The sequence below is a fragment of the Curtobacterium sp. Arg-1 genome (assembly GCF_025643395.1).
Taxonomy (GTDB): domain Bacteria; phylum Actinomycetota; class Actinomycetes; order Actinomycetales; family Microbacteriaceae; genus Curtobacterium; species Curtobacterium poinsettiae.
This window is the reverse complement of record NZ_CP095731.1, coordinates 1,550,400-1,564,912: the sequence shown is the minus strand read 5'-3', so window position 1 is coordinate 1,564,912 and position 14,513 is coordinate 1,550,400. Positions and strand designations below refer to the sequence as shown.

The 14,513-nt window shown below is 71.5% G+C and carries 12 protein-coding genes; 1 reads left to right on the top strand and 11 read right to left on the bottom strand.

Annotated elements, in window-relative coordinates; genetic code table 11:
• Positions 1-116: 116 nt before the first annotated feature.
• The gene (locus tag MXD64_RS07505; protein WP_263137345.1) at positions 117-1,502 is read right to left on the bottom strand and encodes a glycine--tRNA ligase; all 1,386 of its coding nucleotides are present in this window, start codon (positions 1,500-1,502) and stop codon (positions 117-119) included.
• A 107-nt stretch (positions 1,503-1,609) separates the two neighbouring features.
• A complete protein-coding gene (locus MXD64_RS07500; protein WP_056068304.1) occupies positions 1,610-2,677 on the bottom strand; it encodes an aminotransferase class V-fold PLP-dependent enzyme in 1,068 nt (355 codons plus the stop codon).
• Between the two features lie 70 nt (positions 2,678-2,747).
• Between MXD64_RS07500 and MXD64_RS07495 the strand changes: the two genes are divergently transcribed.
• Positions 2,748-3,695 (top strand): LysR family transcriptional regulator, encoded by a 948-nt coding sequence (locus MXD64_RS07495; protein ID WP_056068302.1) that lies wholly within the window; start codon positions 2,748-2,750, stop codon positions 3,693-3,695.
• A 113-nt stretch (positions 3,696-3,808) separates the two neighbouring features.
• Here MXD64_RS07495 and MXD64_RS07490 read toward each other — a convergent pair whose 3' ends face one another.
• The 9 genes from MXD64_RS07490 to MXD64_RS07450 all read right to left on the bottom strand — a co-directional run bounded on the left by MXD64_RS07490 (position 3,809) and on the right by MXD64_RS07450 (position 14,511).
• Positions 3,809-4,606, bottom strand: a complete 798-nt coding sequence (locus MXD64_RS07490) for an isoprenyl transferase (RefSeq protein ID WP_017886684.1) — start codon at positions 4,604-4,606, stop codon at positions 3,809-3,811.
• Complete coding sequence (recO, locus tag MXD64_RS07485) at positions 4,603-5,451, bottom strand: DNA repair protein RecO (protein ID WP_042540155.1); 849 nt, start codon at positions 5,449-5,451, stop codon at positions 4,603-4,605. The genes MXD64_RS07490 and recO overlap by 4 nt, the downstream gene beginning before the upstream one ends.
• Before the next feature lie 288 nt (positions 5,452-5,739).
• Positions 5,740-7,515, bottom strand: coding sequence for a 2-isopropylmalate synthase (gene leuA / locus MXD64_RS07480; protein ID WP_263137344.1), 1,776 nt, complete (start codon positions 7,513-7,515; stop codon positions 5,740-5,742).
• A 478-nt stretch (positions 7,516-7,993) separates the two neighbouring features.
• Positions 7,994-9,394, bottom strand: a complete 1,401-nt coding sequence (locus MXD64_RS07475; protein ID WP_017886681.1) for an ABC transporter permease — start codon at positions 9,392-9,394, stop codon at positions 7,994-7,996.
• Entirely contained in the window at positions 9,391-10,143 is a 753-nt protein-coding gene (locus tag MXD64_RS07470; protein ID WP_017886680.1) for an ABC transporter ATP-binding protein, read from the bottom strand. Before MXD64_RS07470 ends, MXD64_RS07475 begins: the two co-directional genes overlap by 4 nt.
• Positions 10,144-10,255: 112 nt before the next feature.
• Positions 10,256-10,945 (bottom strand): response regulator, encoded by a 690-nt coding sequence (locus MXD64_RS07465; protein WP_056068296.1) that lies wholly within the window; start codon positions 10,943-10,945, stop codon positions 10,256-10,258.
• Entirely contained in the window at positions 10,942-12,180 is a 1,239-nt protein-coding gene (locus tag MXD64_RS07460) for a sensor histidine kinase (protein WP_194590603.1), read from the bottom strand. Before MXD64_RS07460 ends, MXD64_RS07465 begins: the two co-directional genes overlap by 4 nt.
• Positions 12,181-12,253: 73 nt before the next feature.
• Complete coding sequence (gene era, locus MXD64_RS07455) at positions 12,254-13,192, bottom strand: GTPase Era (protein ID WP_042540163.1); 939 nt, start codon at positions 13,190-13,192, stop codon at positions 12,254-12,256.
• The gene (locus tag MXD64_RS07450) at positions 13,189-14,511 is read right to left on the bottom strand and encodes a hemolysin family protein (RefSeq protein ID WP_017886676.1); all 1,323 of its coding nucleotides are present in this window, start codon (positions 14,509-14,511) and stop codon (positions 13,189-13,191) included. The genes era and MXD64_RS07450 overlap by 4 nt, the downstream gene beginning before the upstream one ends.
• Positions 14,512-14,513: the final 2 nt, after the last annotated feature.

Here is a 14,513-nt window from a genome sequence, read left to right as displayed (position 1 = left end):
GCTCGTGCGCCGCGCATTCCCGGCGCCGGCAGCAGAACACCGGTGTTCGCAGGTCGAACACCCGATTGCGGGTGTGCAACGCACGAACACCGGTGTCTTGCGGAGCCGCGGAACCCCTACGCGCCGAGCAACCGCTGCGCGAGGTACCCCTGCAGCTGGTCGAGCGAGACGCGCTCCTGGCTCATGGTGTCGCGCTCGCGCACCGTGACGGCCTTGTCCTCGAGCGTGTCGAAGTCGACCGTGATGCAGAACGGCGTGCCGATCTCGTCGTGGCGACGGTAGCGACGGCCGATCGCGCCGGCGTCGTCGAAGTCCACGTTCCAGTTCTTGCGCAGGTCGTCGGCCAGGCCGCGGGCGACGGGCGAGAGCTGCTCGTTGCGCGACAGCGGCAAGACGGCGGCCTTCACCGGGGCCAGGCGCGGGTCGAGGCGCAGGACGGTGCGCTTGTCGACGCCGCCCTTCGCGTTGGGCGCTTCGTCCTCGTGGTAGGAGTCGAGCAGGAACGCCATGAGCGCACGGGTCAGGCCGAACGACGGCTCGATGACGTAGGGCACGTACTTCTCGTTGGCGGCCTGGTCGAAGAACCGGAGGTCCTGGCCGGACGACTCGATGTGGTTGTTGAGGTCGAAGTCGGTGCGGTTCGCGACGCCCATCAGCTCGCCCCACTCCGAGCCGGTGAAGCCGAAGCGGTACTCGATGTCGGCGGTGGCGTCGGAGTAGTGCGCCCGCTCGCCGTCCGGCACGTCGAAGCGACGCAGGTTCTCGGGGTCGATGCCGAGGTCGGTGTAGAACGCGACCGAGTCGGCGATCCACTGCTCGTAGTGCTCCCCCGCCTCGGCCGGCGGCACGAAGTGCTCGATCTCCATCTGCTCGAACTCCCGCGTGCGGAAGATGAAGTTGCCGGGCGTGATCTCGTTGCGGAACGCCTTGCCGACCTGGCCGATGCCGAACGGGGGCTTCATACGGCTGGTCGTGACGACCTGCGCGAAGTCGACGAAGATGCCCTGGGCGGTCTCGGGGCGCAGGAAGTTCAGGCCCTCTTCGGACTCGACCGGGCCGAGGTAGGTCTTGAGCATCCCGGAGAACTCGCGGGGCTCGGTCCACTCGCCGCGGGTGCCGCAGTTCGGGCAGGCGATCTCGGCCATGCGGCCCTCGGGGTCGCGGCCCTTCTTGGCGACGAACGCCTCGATCAGGTGGTCCTCGCGGAACCGGTGGTGGCAGTGCAGGCACTCCACCAGCGGGTCGGTGAAGGTCGCGACGTGGCCGGAGGCCTCCCACACCTTGCGGGGCAGGATCACCGCGGAGTCGAGGCCGACCATGTCCCCGCGGCCGCGGACGAACCGCTGCCACCACTGGCGCTTGATGTTCTCCTTGAGCTCCACACCGAGGGGCCCGTAGTCCCACGCGGAGCGGGAGCCTCCGTAGATCTCACCCGACTGGAAGACGAAGCCGCGGCGCTTGGCCAGGGCGATGACGCTGTCGAGACGGGAGGGCTGTGCCAAAGGGTGCTCCAGAGGTCGCCGAGCTGGGTGCTCGGTGCGGAAACGGTCCGGGCAAGACTACCGGCGATCGTCGGCCGGGAGGCCCGCCCCGCGTCCGCCCGCCGCGCTCACCTGGCCGACGTGGTCGGCCCCACCCCGCCGAGCGCGGCCGCGACGTCGGTCACGTCCGACTCGTCGTTCCACAGGTGGAACGCGATGCGCAGCCGACCGGCACGCCCCGAGGCGGTGAGCCCGGCGGCGGTGAGGGCCCGCAGGGCCGAACCGTCGGCGTCCGCGAACGTCACGATCGCCTGCCCGTCGCCCTGCCCGTCGCCCTGCCGAGGCGACCCGAGGGCGTCGCACAGCCGATCCGCGAGACCGGTGGCGTGCCTCCAGACCGCATGCTGGTCGAGCGCGACCGCGTGCTCGAGCGCGGCCACGGCGCCGGGCCACGCCTGCCAGGCCGGGGAGACGTCGAAGCGGCGGGCGTCGTCGGCCAGGTGCATGGCGGGGCCGTAGCAGGAGGACCAGACGTCCGCTCCCGCGTACCAGCCGGCCTGCACCGGGCGGAGCCGACCGAGGGCGGTGTCGGAGAGCGTCATGAAGGCGACGCCGCGCGGTGCGCAGAGCCACTTGTAGGTGTGCGTGAGCGTCACGTCGAACGGTGCGGCGTCGACGGGCAGGACGCCGGCGGCCTGCGTGAGGTCGCAGAGGGTCAGGGCACCGACGCGTCGCGCGGAGGCGACGACCGGGTCGGGGTCCGTGACCACACCGGTGGCGGACTGCACCGCGGACCACGCGACCAGGGCCGTGTCGGGTCCGACCGAGGCGGCGAGCCGGTCCAGCGGGACGCTCCGGACCCGGATGCCGCGGTGCGCCTGCGCGAGGAACGGGAAGACGACCGAGCTGAAGTCGCCGTCGGGGACGACCACCTCGGCACCGTCCGGCAGCGCGTCGGCGACGACGGCGGCCATCACCGAGGTCTGCGAACCGGTCGCGACGCGCTCCGCGGGGACGCCGACCAGCGCGGCGAAGAGCGTGCGGCCTTCCTCGACCAGGGCCCCGTACCGGGCCGGTGAGGTCTCCGCACGGGACCACGCGTCGAGGTCGGCTCGCTGGGCGGCGAGGGTGCCGCGGGTCGGCAGGCCAGCGGTGCACGCCGCCAGGTAGCCACGGCCGGCCGGGAAGGAGTCCATGCGGACAGCGTCCCGGTTCCCGCCCCATCACACCAGGGCCGGCTCGTTGTGCCACCGATAACATTGCGTGATGGACGAGATCGATCCCCAGCTGCTCCGGGTCCTGCGCGCCGTGGCCGACGGCGGGTCGATCACCCGCGCCGCCGCCGCGATCGGGTCGAGTCAGCCCGCCGTCAGCCAGCTGGTGGCCCGGGCCGAGCAACGCCTCGGGCACGCGCTGGTGCTGCGGGGCGGACGCGGGGCGACACTCACCCACGCCGGCCAGGTGCTCGCGGACCACGCCCTGCACGTCCAGGCCGCACTCACCGCCGCGCGCGAGGACCTGGACGCCGTCGGCGGGCTCAGCCGCGGTCGGGTGCGCCTCGCCGGGTTCCCGAGCGCGTCCTCGGCGCTCGTGCCCGCCGTGCTCGCCCGGCTGGCGGCGACGGCACCGGGCGTGACGACCTCGTACGTCGAGGTCGAACCGCCCGAGGCGCTCGACCTGCTGCGCGGCGGTGCGGTCGACGTCGCCCTCACGTTCACCTACGTCGGGGACGAGATCGGGTCGGCGCCGGACCCCGGGCTCGTCACCCGGGCGCTCGGGCGCGATCCGCTCGCCCTGGTGACGCCGGTCGAGCCGGGAGGCGCGGAACGACGCCGCCCCGTCGGCTCCACCGTCGTGGACCTCGCGTCCCACCACGACGCCCGGTGGATCGGGGGCTGCCCGCGCTGCCGAGGCCACCTGCTCGCCTCGTGTGCGAGCGCGGGGTTCACGCCGGACATCGTGCTCGAGACGGACAACGCGGCCGCGGTGGTGGGACTCGTCGCCGCGGGGCTCGGGGTGGCGCTGCTCCCCCGGCTGGCACTCGCGACGACGGTCATCCCCGCGGGTGTCGCGATCGATCCGGTGGACGACGACCTGGCCCGACGCGTCGAGGTCGTCGTGGCGCGCGGGGCCGAGCGGGTCCCCAGCGTGCTGGCCGCGCTGGACGCCGTGCGGTCGGCGGCGCACCTGCTCGACGGGGCGCTGCCGGGCTGAGGTGTGGCGCGCAGCCGAGTCTCGGCTGCGCGGACATTCCGCGCCGCTCAGACGGCGCAGCCTGTCCGCGGATCCGAGACTCGGCCCCGGCCCGGCGTCCGCCTCGGCTCGGACTACGCCGTCGGCGCGTCGACCGCACCGCCGTAGCGACGGTCGCGGCTGGCGTACTCCTCGATCGCACCCCACAGGTCGGTGCGGCGGAAGTCCGGCCAGAGCCGGTCGAGGAACACCATCTCGGCGTAGGCGGACTGCCAGAGCAGGAAGTTGCTCGTGCGCTGCTCGCCGGAGCTCCGGAGGAACAGGTCGACGTCGGGCATCTCCGGCACGTAGAGCCGCTTCGCCAGGGCCTTCTCGGTGACCTGGCTCGGCTTCAGGCGACCGGCGGCGACGTCCTCGGCCATGCCCCGCACCGCGTCGACGATCTCGTTCCGGCCGCCGTAGTTCACGCACATCGTCAGCGTCAGGACGTCGTTGCCCGCGGTCATCCGCTCGGCGGTCTCGAGCTCGTCGATGACGCTCCGCCACAGTCGCGGACGCCGACCGGCCCACCGCACCTTGACGCCCCACTGGTGCAGTTGGTCGCGGCGCCGACGGATGACGTCGCGGTTGAAGCCCATCAAGAACCGGACCTCTTCCGGGGAGCGCTTCCAGTTCTCCGTCGAGAACGCGTACGCCGACACGTGCCCGACGCCGATCTGGATGGCGCCCGCGACGACGTCGAGCAACGACGCCTCGCCCGCCTTGTGCCCCTCGATCCGCGTCAGACCGCGGCCGTTCGCCCACCGGCCGTTGCCGTCCATGACGATGGCCACGTGCTCCGGCACGAACCGGGCCGGGATCGCCGGGGGCGTCTCGCCGGTCCAGTCGATCGGGCGGAACGGTTCGACGTCGTCGGGGCGGCGTGGGCTCATGCGGTGGGGGCTCCTTCGACAGCGGGATCGGGGTCGGGCACGGCGGGTGCCGGGGTCGAGGCCACCGCGCGCGCTGTCGCCTCGGGTCCGCCGTGGGTCTGGGGCACGGGCATCGGGTGCTCGGAGCGGTCGACGTGCGGCAGGGACCGGAGCGATCGTTCCAGGTGCCACTGGGCGTAGGCCGCGACCACGCCGGAGGCCCGCGAACGCGTCCGCTCGTCGGTGGCGTCCACCGTCGCCCAGTCACCCGCCAGCAGGGAGCCGAGCACACCGAGCGTCGCCGGGTCGAGCCGGGGAGTCCCCGGGGGCGCCGCACGGTCGGCGACGACACCACCGAGCTGCACCACGAAGGCCGAGTGCGGGCCGGGCTCCCCCGTCACCGCACAGTCGCTGAACGAGGGCGCCCACCCTGCGATGCTCATCGCGCGGAGCAGGTACGAGTCGAGGGTCGCGCTGGACTGGTGTTCGCCGCGGGACAACGAGCGGAGCGCCCCGACGAGCAACAGGTACTGCTGCAGCCCGGCGTCGGCCTCGCTCAGTCGGTCGGCGGTCTCGACCATGGCGCTGGCCGCCGTGTACGCGCCGTAGTCGGCGACGATCTGGGCCCCGTACGCACCGAGGGACTCCGCCTGGGTGACGATGTCGAGCGACCGGCCCTCGTAGAACTGGGCGTCCACGACCATGAACGGCTCGAGCCGGCTGCCGAACTTCGACGCCGTCCGCCGCACGCCCTTGGCCACCGCGCGGATCTTGCCGTGCTGCCGCGAGAGCATCGTGACGATGCGGTCGGCTTCACCGAGCTTGTGGGTGCGCAACACGACGCACTCGTCCCGGTACAGCGGCATGTCCCCAGTATCCCCCGCCCCGCCGACAGCCGCGTGCGGTGCCGGGCGGGGGCACTGCGACAAGACGCCGACGTCTTCGCCGGACGCCGCGCACTCGTCGAGACGCCGCGACTTTCGGAGGCGCCTCGGCAACACGACGGCGTCTTGCGTCAGGCAGTGAACGTGCGCACAGACGGGAGGCGCGGTGCGGGACGGACCCACACCTGGGCCCACACCGGCCGGTACCTGGTCGACGCGCCAGCGGCGATCAGGCCGTGCCCGGTGGGGAGCCTCCTGTCTGGTTGCGTCTCAGGCGGAGACGAGCTCCGGCGCGTCGGCACCGGCCGCGGCACCCGCGCGCACCGCGCGGTTCACCGCGGACACGATCGCCTTGAGCGACGCCGTCGAGATGTCGGCGTCGATGCCGACGCCCCACAGGCGCACGCCGTCGACGTCGAGCTCGACGTAGGACGCGGCCTTGGCGTCACCGGAGGCGCTCATCGTGTGCTCGGAGTAGTCGTACAGGGTGACCTGGACGCCCTGCTCGGCGAGCACCTTCAGGAACGCGTCGATGGGACCGGTGCCGACGGCCTCGGCCGTGACCGCGCCCTCGTCGACCCGGAGAGCCACGGACAGCGAGGTCGTGCCCTCGAAGTCGCTCGACGTCGCCGTCTTGGTGAGCTCGTAGCGGCCCCACTTCTCGTCGTCGATCGACGCGGGCAGGTACTCGTCCTGGAACACGTCCCAGATGCGCTGCGACGAGAACTCGCCACCCTCGGTGTCGGTGTGCCGCTGGACGACGCCGGAGAACTCGATCTGCAGCTTGCGGGGCAGGTCGAGGGCGTGGTCGGTCTTGAGCAGGTACGCCACACCGCCCTTGCCGGACTGCGAGTTGACGCGGATGACGGCCTCGTACGACCGGCCGATGTCCTTCGGGTCGACGGGCAGGTACGGCACCGCCCACGCGATCTCGTCGATGTCCTTGCCCGCGGCGGCGGCCTTCGCCTTCATCGCCTCGAAGCCCTTGTTGATGGCGTCCTGGTGCGAGCCGCTGAACGCCGTGTACACCAGGTCACCCGCCCACGGCTGGCGCTCGGGCACCGGCAGCTGGTTGCAGTACTCGACGGTGCGCTTCACCTGGTCGATGTCGGCGAACGAGATCTCCGGGTCGATGCCCTGCGTGAACAGGTTCATCCCGAGGGCGACCAGGTCCACGTTGCCGGTGCGCTCACCGTTGCCGAACAGGCAGCCCTCGATCCGGTCGGCGCCGGCCAGGTAGCCGAGCTCGGCGGCGGCGACCGCGGTGCCGCGGTCGTTGTGCGGGTGCAGCGACAGGATGACGTCCTGGCGGTGGGCGAGGCGGCGCGACATCCACTCGATCGAGTCGGCGTAGACGTTCGGCGTGGCCATCTCGACGGTGGCGGGCAGGTTGATGATGACCTTGCGCTCGGGCATCGGCTCGAAGACCTCGAGCACGGCGTTGCAGATCTCCAGCGCGACCTCGAGCTCGGTGCCCGTGTAGGACTCCGGCGAGTACTCGTAGTAGATCGTCGTGTCGTGCTGCAGCGTCGCCTCGGCAGCCTTGCACAGCTTCGCGCCGGTGACCGCGATGTCCACCACGCCCTGCACGTCGGTGCGGAAGACGACCTCGCGCTGGACGATGCTCGTGGAGTTGTACAGGTGGACGATGGCCTGCTTCGCGCCGTCGATCGCTTCGTAGGTGCGCTGGATGAGGTGCTCACGCGCCTGGGTCAGCACCTGGATCGTGACGTCGTCGGGGATCGCGCCCTCGTCGATCAGCGACCGGACGAAGTCGAAGTCGGTCTGCGAGGCGCTCGGGAACCCGACCTCGATCTCCTTGTAGCCCATCCGGACGAGGAGGTCGAACATCGCGCGCTTCCGCTCGGCGTCCATCGGGTCGATGAGGGCCTGGTTGCCGTCACGCAGGTCGACGGCACACCAGCGCGGGGCCTTGTCGATGCGCTTCGTGGGCCACGTGCGGTCCGGCAGCTCGACGGCGATCTGCTCGTGGAAGGGGACGTACTTGTGGATCGGCATCCCGGAGGGCTGCTGCGTGTTCTGCATCGTTCTTCGCTTTCGTCGCGGGTTCGTGAGCCGGTGTTCGTGGGCTCTGGTCAGTGCGGCCACGACGGACTCCGCGACGAGGTGGGCCGGAGTGTCAGGCCTCGTCGCGGCAGCGAAGGAGGAGCAGTGCGGAGTACATCGGGACCCACGGTAGCACCGGAGCAGCGGGCTGGCGCAAGCGTGTGACGCAGGACCTCGGCGCGCTCGAGCGGGGATGCAGGCTGGCGTGCCGAGCGGGTTGCCGAGTGGCTCCGAGCAGCTCCGAGCGGTCACGACATGCCGCGGGTCGGTCGCCGAGTGGTCACGTTCTGTCGCCCGGACCGCGTCCAGACGACAGTTCGAGACCACTCGGCGGACGTGAGCGGCGTGGCCGCGCCGTGCAGAGGACGTCGGCGTGACGCCACGACGACACGGGAGGCCCGGTGCCAGCTGGCACCGGGCCTCCCGTCTCGTCGTGTGGTGCGCCGAGGGCGCCGGGTCAGTCGACCGCGAGCGCCTCGGTCGGCGGGACGCGCATCGCGCGGCGCACCGGGGCGATGGTCGCGACGACCGCCAGGACCAGCGCGCCGACCACCACGATGCCGATCGTCAGCGGTGGGAGCACCGGCGACACGGGAGTCCCGAGCGAGCCGAGGAGCGTCTGCCCGCCGACCCAGCCGTACAGGGTGCCGAGCGCGAGACCCGAGACGACGGCCGCGACGACCATCTGCACGGCCTCGGTGACGATCATCCGGCGCACCTGGGCACCGGTCAGGCCGAGCACGCGGAGCAGCCCGAGTTCGCGTCGACGCTGGAGCACCCCGAGTGCCAGGGCGTTCACGACCCCGACGGCGGCGATCACGGCGGAGAACCCGACGATCACGCTGACGACGGCGTTGATCTGCACGAACAGGTCACGCTGCGCCTCGATCATCGCCGGTGTGGCACTCCCCTCGCTCAACGCGCGCATCTGGGTCTCGAGCACGTGCTGCATGATCCCGAGCGCCACCGCGAAGGTGACGAGCAGGGTGACACCGATGACGAGCCCGATGGTCGCCCGCGAGGACCGCCCCGGCGCCCGCATCGCGTTGCGCCCGGCGAGCAGGACCACCGGGTCGTGCGAGCCGATGCGCCCGATGAGCTGCAGCACGGGCGGCATCACGATCGTCGCCCCGACCGCGACCCCGGCGAAGGAGACGAACCCGCCCAGCGCCGCCGGCAGGACCGCGACCGGGGACACCGAGCTGACGGCGAGCCCGAGCGCCATCAGCAGCGCACCGCCGGCCATGAGCACGATCGCCCAGACCTTGCGGGCGGTACCGGACCGGACGTCGTCGTGGCTGGGCTCGACGGACGACGAGAGCGCTTCGAGCGGGGTGACGGTGAGCACGCGACGCGACCCGGAGGCGAAGGCGCCCCAGGTGGCGAGGACGACGGCAACGACCGGCAGGACGAGCTCCCACGGCACGTACGTGTACTCGGTGTCGGGCAGGACACCGTTGCCCCGCAGGACGACGACGAAGAGTGCCGAGAGTGCGGTCCCGACGACGGCACCGATGACCCCGCCGAGCACGCCGACGACCAGACCGGTCCGGGTGATCCGCGCACGGAGCGTGGCTCCGGTCGCCCCGACGAGCCGCTGCAGCGCGATGATCCGGGTCTGCCCGGCGATCAGGGTGGCGCAGGTGTTCGCGGTGACGATCGCGCCGACGTAGAGCGCGATGCCGAGGAACAACCACCCGACCACGGACAGGATCGCCTTGATCGGCCCGAGGTCGGCGACGCCGGCTGCTCGGAGCGCTTCGGTGACGATGCCCGGTGCGATGACCAGGGCGGAACCGAACGTGGTGCCGAGGGCAGCAACCAGGACGGTGGGGGCGAAGGAGCGGACGCCGTTCACGCTGCCGCCTCCATCCCGAGCATCGTGGTGGAGATCGCGCCGGCGTCCATCGCCGGGCGGTCGGCGACGATCCGGCCGTCGGCCAGGAACAGGATGCGGTCGGCGTTCGCGGCGGCCACCGGGTCGTGCGTGACCATGACGACGCTCTGGCCCCATTCCTGCACGGCACCGCGCAGGATCGACAGGACGTCGCGACCCGTGCGGGAGTCGAGGGCACCGGTCGGCTCGTCGGCGACGACCACCGCCGGTCGCGAGGCGAGGGCCCGCGCGATGGCGACGCGCTGCTGCTGCCCGCCGGAGAGCTGGTGCGGCCGGTGGGTCAGCCGGTTGCCGAGTCCGAGCATCTCGACCAGACGGTCGATCCAGGCGGTCTCCTCGCGCGAGGGCTTGTGCCCACCGAGCAGGAACGGCAGCCGGATGTTCTCGCTGACGTCGAGCGTCGGGACGAGGTTGAACGACTGGAAGACGAAGCCCAGTCGACGACGGCGCAGCTCGGTGAGGTCCTTGTCGCCCAGGGCCGTGATGTCGACGCCGTCGATGTGGATCCGGCCGGTGGTCACGGCGTCGAGGCCGGCCGCGACGTGCATGAGCGTCGACTTGCCGGACCCGGACGGCCCCATCACCGCGGTGAACTCCCCCGCGCCGATGTCGACGCTGACGTCGTCGAGCGCGGTGACGCGTCGGGCGGCGTCGCCGTAGTGCTTGGACACGTGGTCGAGGCGGATGATCGGAGCGTGGCTGGTGGTCATGCATCCACGATGGCCGCCGCCGGCCCCGTCACGCGTCGCTCGGACGGCTCCTGTGGATCGTCCGCTCGGCTCGGTTGTCTGTGGAGGGGTCATCCGTCGGGATGACCCGGCGTCAGTCGGCCTTGGTGACGAGCCCGTGTTCGTGGGCGAAGACGACGAGACGGACCCGGTCGCGGAGCTCGAGCTTCGTCAGGACCCGCGAGATGTGCGTCTTCACGGTCGCCTCGCTGACGTACTCGTGCTGGGCGATCTCGCTGTTGCTGAAGCCGCGGGCGGCCAGGTCGAAGATCTCGCGCTCACGCGGGGTGAGGTCGGAGAAGGCCGCGGGCACCGCAGCGGCGCGTCCGACCGAGTCGTCGTACCGTCGCAGGAGCTCACGGGTCGCCGAGGCGGCGAACACCGCGGTGCCGGCGTGCACGGTGCGGACCGCGGCGAGCAGGAACTCGGGGTCGGCGTCCTTGAGCACGAACCCGCTCGCTCCGGCACGGATGGCCTTGGCGGCGGCCTCGTCGAAGTCGAACGTCGTCAGCACGAGGACCTTCGCGCCGTCGGTGCCGGACTGCTCGACGATGTGGCCGGTCGCCGTGATGCCGTCCATCACGGGCATCCGGACGTCCATCAGCACCACGTCGGGGCGGGTCCGGCGGACGAGCTCGACCCCCTCGGCCCCGTCGCCGGCCTCGCCGACGAACCGCAGGTCGGGCTGCGAGTCGATGAGCATCCGGATGCCGGTGCGGAAGAGCGCTTGGTCGTCGACGAGGGCAACGCGGATCGCATGATCGTCGGTCGGGGTCGTGGTCATCGGGCGCTGCGCTCCTGCTCGGTGGGGGTGATGCGACCGCGGGGCATCTGCCCACTGGCCGGGACGGTCGGCATCCGGACGGCGACCGCGAAGTCGTCGCCCCGGGCTCCTGCGGTCATCGTGCCACCGGTCATCACGGCGCGCTCGCGCATGCCGACCAGTCCGTGGCCCGTGCCCGGGCCGCGGACACCGTCGTCGGCTCGGCGGTTCACGACGGCGATCTCGACCGTGTCCGGTCGGTAGGTCAGAGCGGCGTGCACCGGACAGCCCGGCTCGCCGTGCTTGTACGCGTTCGTCAGGCTCTCCTGCACGATCCGGTACACCGCGAGCTGCGTGGTGGTCGGCAGCCCGCCGGGGTCGCCCTCGCGCTCCACCCGGACGTCGAGCCCGAGCTGGCGCATCTCGTCGACGAGCCGGTCGATGTCGTCGATCTCGGGCGTCGGCGCGGTCCCCTGCTCGTGCCGGAGCGCGCCGAGGAGTTCACGGACGTCGCCGAGCGCCCGCCGGGCGGTGGTCGAGATGGTGCTGAGCGCTTGATCGGCGACGGCGGGGTCGGCCTTCAGCGCGTACCGGGCACCGTCGGACTGCGCGATGACGACCGCGAGCGAGTGGGCGACGATGTCGTGCATGTCGCGGGCGATCCGGACACGCTCCTGCTCGACGGCCACGGCCCGGTCGGCCCGCGCGGCGTCACGCTCGGCGAGCAGCTGGGCTTCGCGGCTCATGCTCGCCGACCGACGGGTCCGGACCACGAGCCCGGCGAGCCAGGGCAACAGGAGCAGGAGCAGGACGACGGCGAAGAACGAGAACGTGACCTGCAGCGACTCCTGCAGCGGGGTCGAGGCGGTCTCGTACGTGAGCCGGTTCTGGTAGTCGTCGAAGCCCAGGTAGGCCGCCGCGGTCACCGAACCGACGATCGCCGACACGAGTCCGGCCAGCCGCACACGACGGCTGCCGTACGCACTCGTGGTGTACATCACGCCGGCGATGAACGCGTTCGAGACGTCCGGCACCTGCAGGGTGACCATCTCGAAGACCGCGAACACCCACGCCACGGCCAGTGCCAGCCCCGGTGACGACCGACGGAGCGCCAGGGCGGCGGTCATGCCGACGACCGTGATCACCGACAGCGGACCGTCGATGCCGCGCCCGCTGGCGATCAGCACGAGGCCGCCGAGCAGCACGGCGATCACCAGGTCGGTGATGACCTGCGCACGGAGCATCGGACGGAACACCCGTCCACGGTACGGCGGACCGCTCACCAGCGCGTCCCTCGCCCGGATGACCCGGGCTGCAGGGGTCCGACGATCAGAAGCCGAGGCGTCCGAGCTGCTTCGGGTCACGCTGCCACTCCTTGGCCACCTTCACGCGGATGTTCAGGTAGACGTGCCGGCCACCGAGCAGCGACTCGATCTCGACGCGGGCCCGCGAGCCGACGTCCTTGAGACGCTCGCCCTTGTGCCCGATGACGATCGCCTTCTGACTGTCGCGCTCGACGAACAGGTTCGCGAAGATGCGCAGTGGCCCGTCGGCGTCGTCGTCCTCGTCGGGTTCGACGATGTCCTCGATGACGACGGCCAGCGAGTGCGGCAGCTCGTCACGGACACCTTCGAGCGCCGCCTCACGGATGAGTTCGCCGATGCGCTCCTCGTCGGTCTCCTCGGTCACCGCGCTCGAGTCGTACAGCTGCGGAGACTCGGGCAAGAGGCTCGTGACGACGCCCAGCAGGTCTTCGAGCTGCATGCCCCGTGTGCCCGAGGTCGGCACCACGGCGTCCCAGTCGCGGAGCTTCGAGACGGCCAGCAGCTGCTCGCCGACGCGGTCCTTCGAGGTGCTGTCGATCTTGGTGACGATCGCGATCTTCTTGGCGCGCGGGTACTGGTCGAGCGTGTCGTTGATGAACCGGTCGCCGGGACCGACGGGTTCGTTCGCCGGCACGCAGAACCCGATCACGTCGACGTCGCCCAGCGTGGACTGGACGAGGTCGTTCAGCCGTTCGCCGAGCAGCGTGCGCGGACGGTGCACGCCCGGCGTGTCCACGATGATGACCTGCCCGTCGGGCCGGTGCACGATCCCGCGGATGGCACGCCTGGTGGTCTGCGGCTTCGACGACGTGATCGCGACCTTCTCGCCCACCAGGGCGTTGGTCAGCGTCGACTTGCCGACGTTCGGACGGCCGACGAACGAGACGAAGCCCGCGCGGTAGGGCTTGTCCGAGCCGGCTGGGGTGGTGTCGGGGTCGGTCATGCGTGCGTGGTTCCCGTCGTGGTGGTTTCGGCGTCGTCGAAGGCGTCCTCGACGTCGGCCAGGGCATGGGTGCGCTCGGCGAGCACGGTGATCAGGTGGCGGCGCTTGCCCTCGACACGGTCGGCGGTCAGGACGACGCCGGACACGGTGACGGTCTCGCCGGACACGGCAAGGTGTCCGAGCTCCTTGGTGAGCAGCCCACCGGCGGTGTCGACGTCGTCGTCGTCGAGCTCGATGCCGAACAGGTCGCCGAGCTCGTCGACCGGCAGTCGTGCGGAGATCCGCCACACACCCGGCTCGACCTCGGTGCGGTCGACGACGGCGCGGTCGTACTCGTCGGAGATGTCGCCGACGAGCTCCTCGATGAGGTCCTCCATGGTCACGAGTCCGGCGACTCCGCCGTACTCGTCGACCACCAGCACCAGGTGGTTCTTGGCGAGCTGCATGTGCCGCAGGGTGTCGTCGGCGTGCTTCGACTCCGGCACGAACTCGGCGGGGCGGAGCAGCCGGCTGACCCGCTCACCACGGGACGCCGGCCGCTCGTACAGCGACCGCGCGACGTCGCGGAGGTACAGGACACCGCGCACGTCGTCGCTGTCCTTGCCCGTGACCGGCATGCGGGAGACACCGGCGGCGAGGAACTGCTCCATGGCCACACCGAGGGTGTCCGCGCCGTCGACGGTGAGCATGTCCGTCCGCGGCACCATGACCTCACGCACCAGGGTGTCGCTGAACTCGAACACCGAGTGGATGAGCTCGCGGTCCTCGTCCTCGAGCACGTTGCTCTCGGTGGCCTCGTCGACCAGGGAGAGCAGCTGTTCCTCGCTCGACACCGTGGACGCGCTCCGGCCGCGGCCGGGGGTGACCCGGTCGCCGATGTGGACGAGCAGCCCGGCGAGCGGTCCGAGCACGATGCGCACCCCGCGGACGATGCCGCCGGTGGCACCGATGAGTCGCTCGGCGTGGGCCCGCCCGACACTCCGCGGGCTCGACCCGACCAGCACGAACGACACCGCGGTCATGATCGCGGCGGAGACGACGAGCGCCACCCACCAGCTGTCGAAGGCACGCACCAGCGCGATCGTGACGAGCACAGCAGCGGCCGTCTCGGCCAGCACCCGGAAGAAGTTCAGCGCGTTCACGTGCGCGCCGACGTCGTCCGCGATCGCCTCGATCGACCGACGGCGCTTGTTGCCCCTGGCGATCTCCTCGAGGTCGGCACGGGACACCACGGAGAGCGCGGCGTCGCTCGCGGCGAGGAGCCCGCCGAGCACGACGAGCCCCAGCGCCACCGCGAGGAGTCCGGCGACGACGACCATCG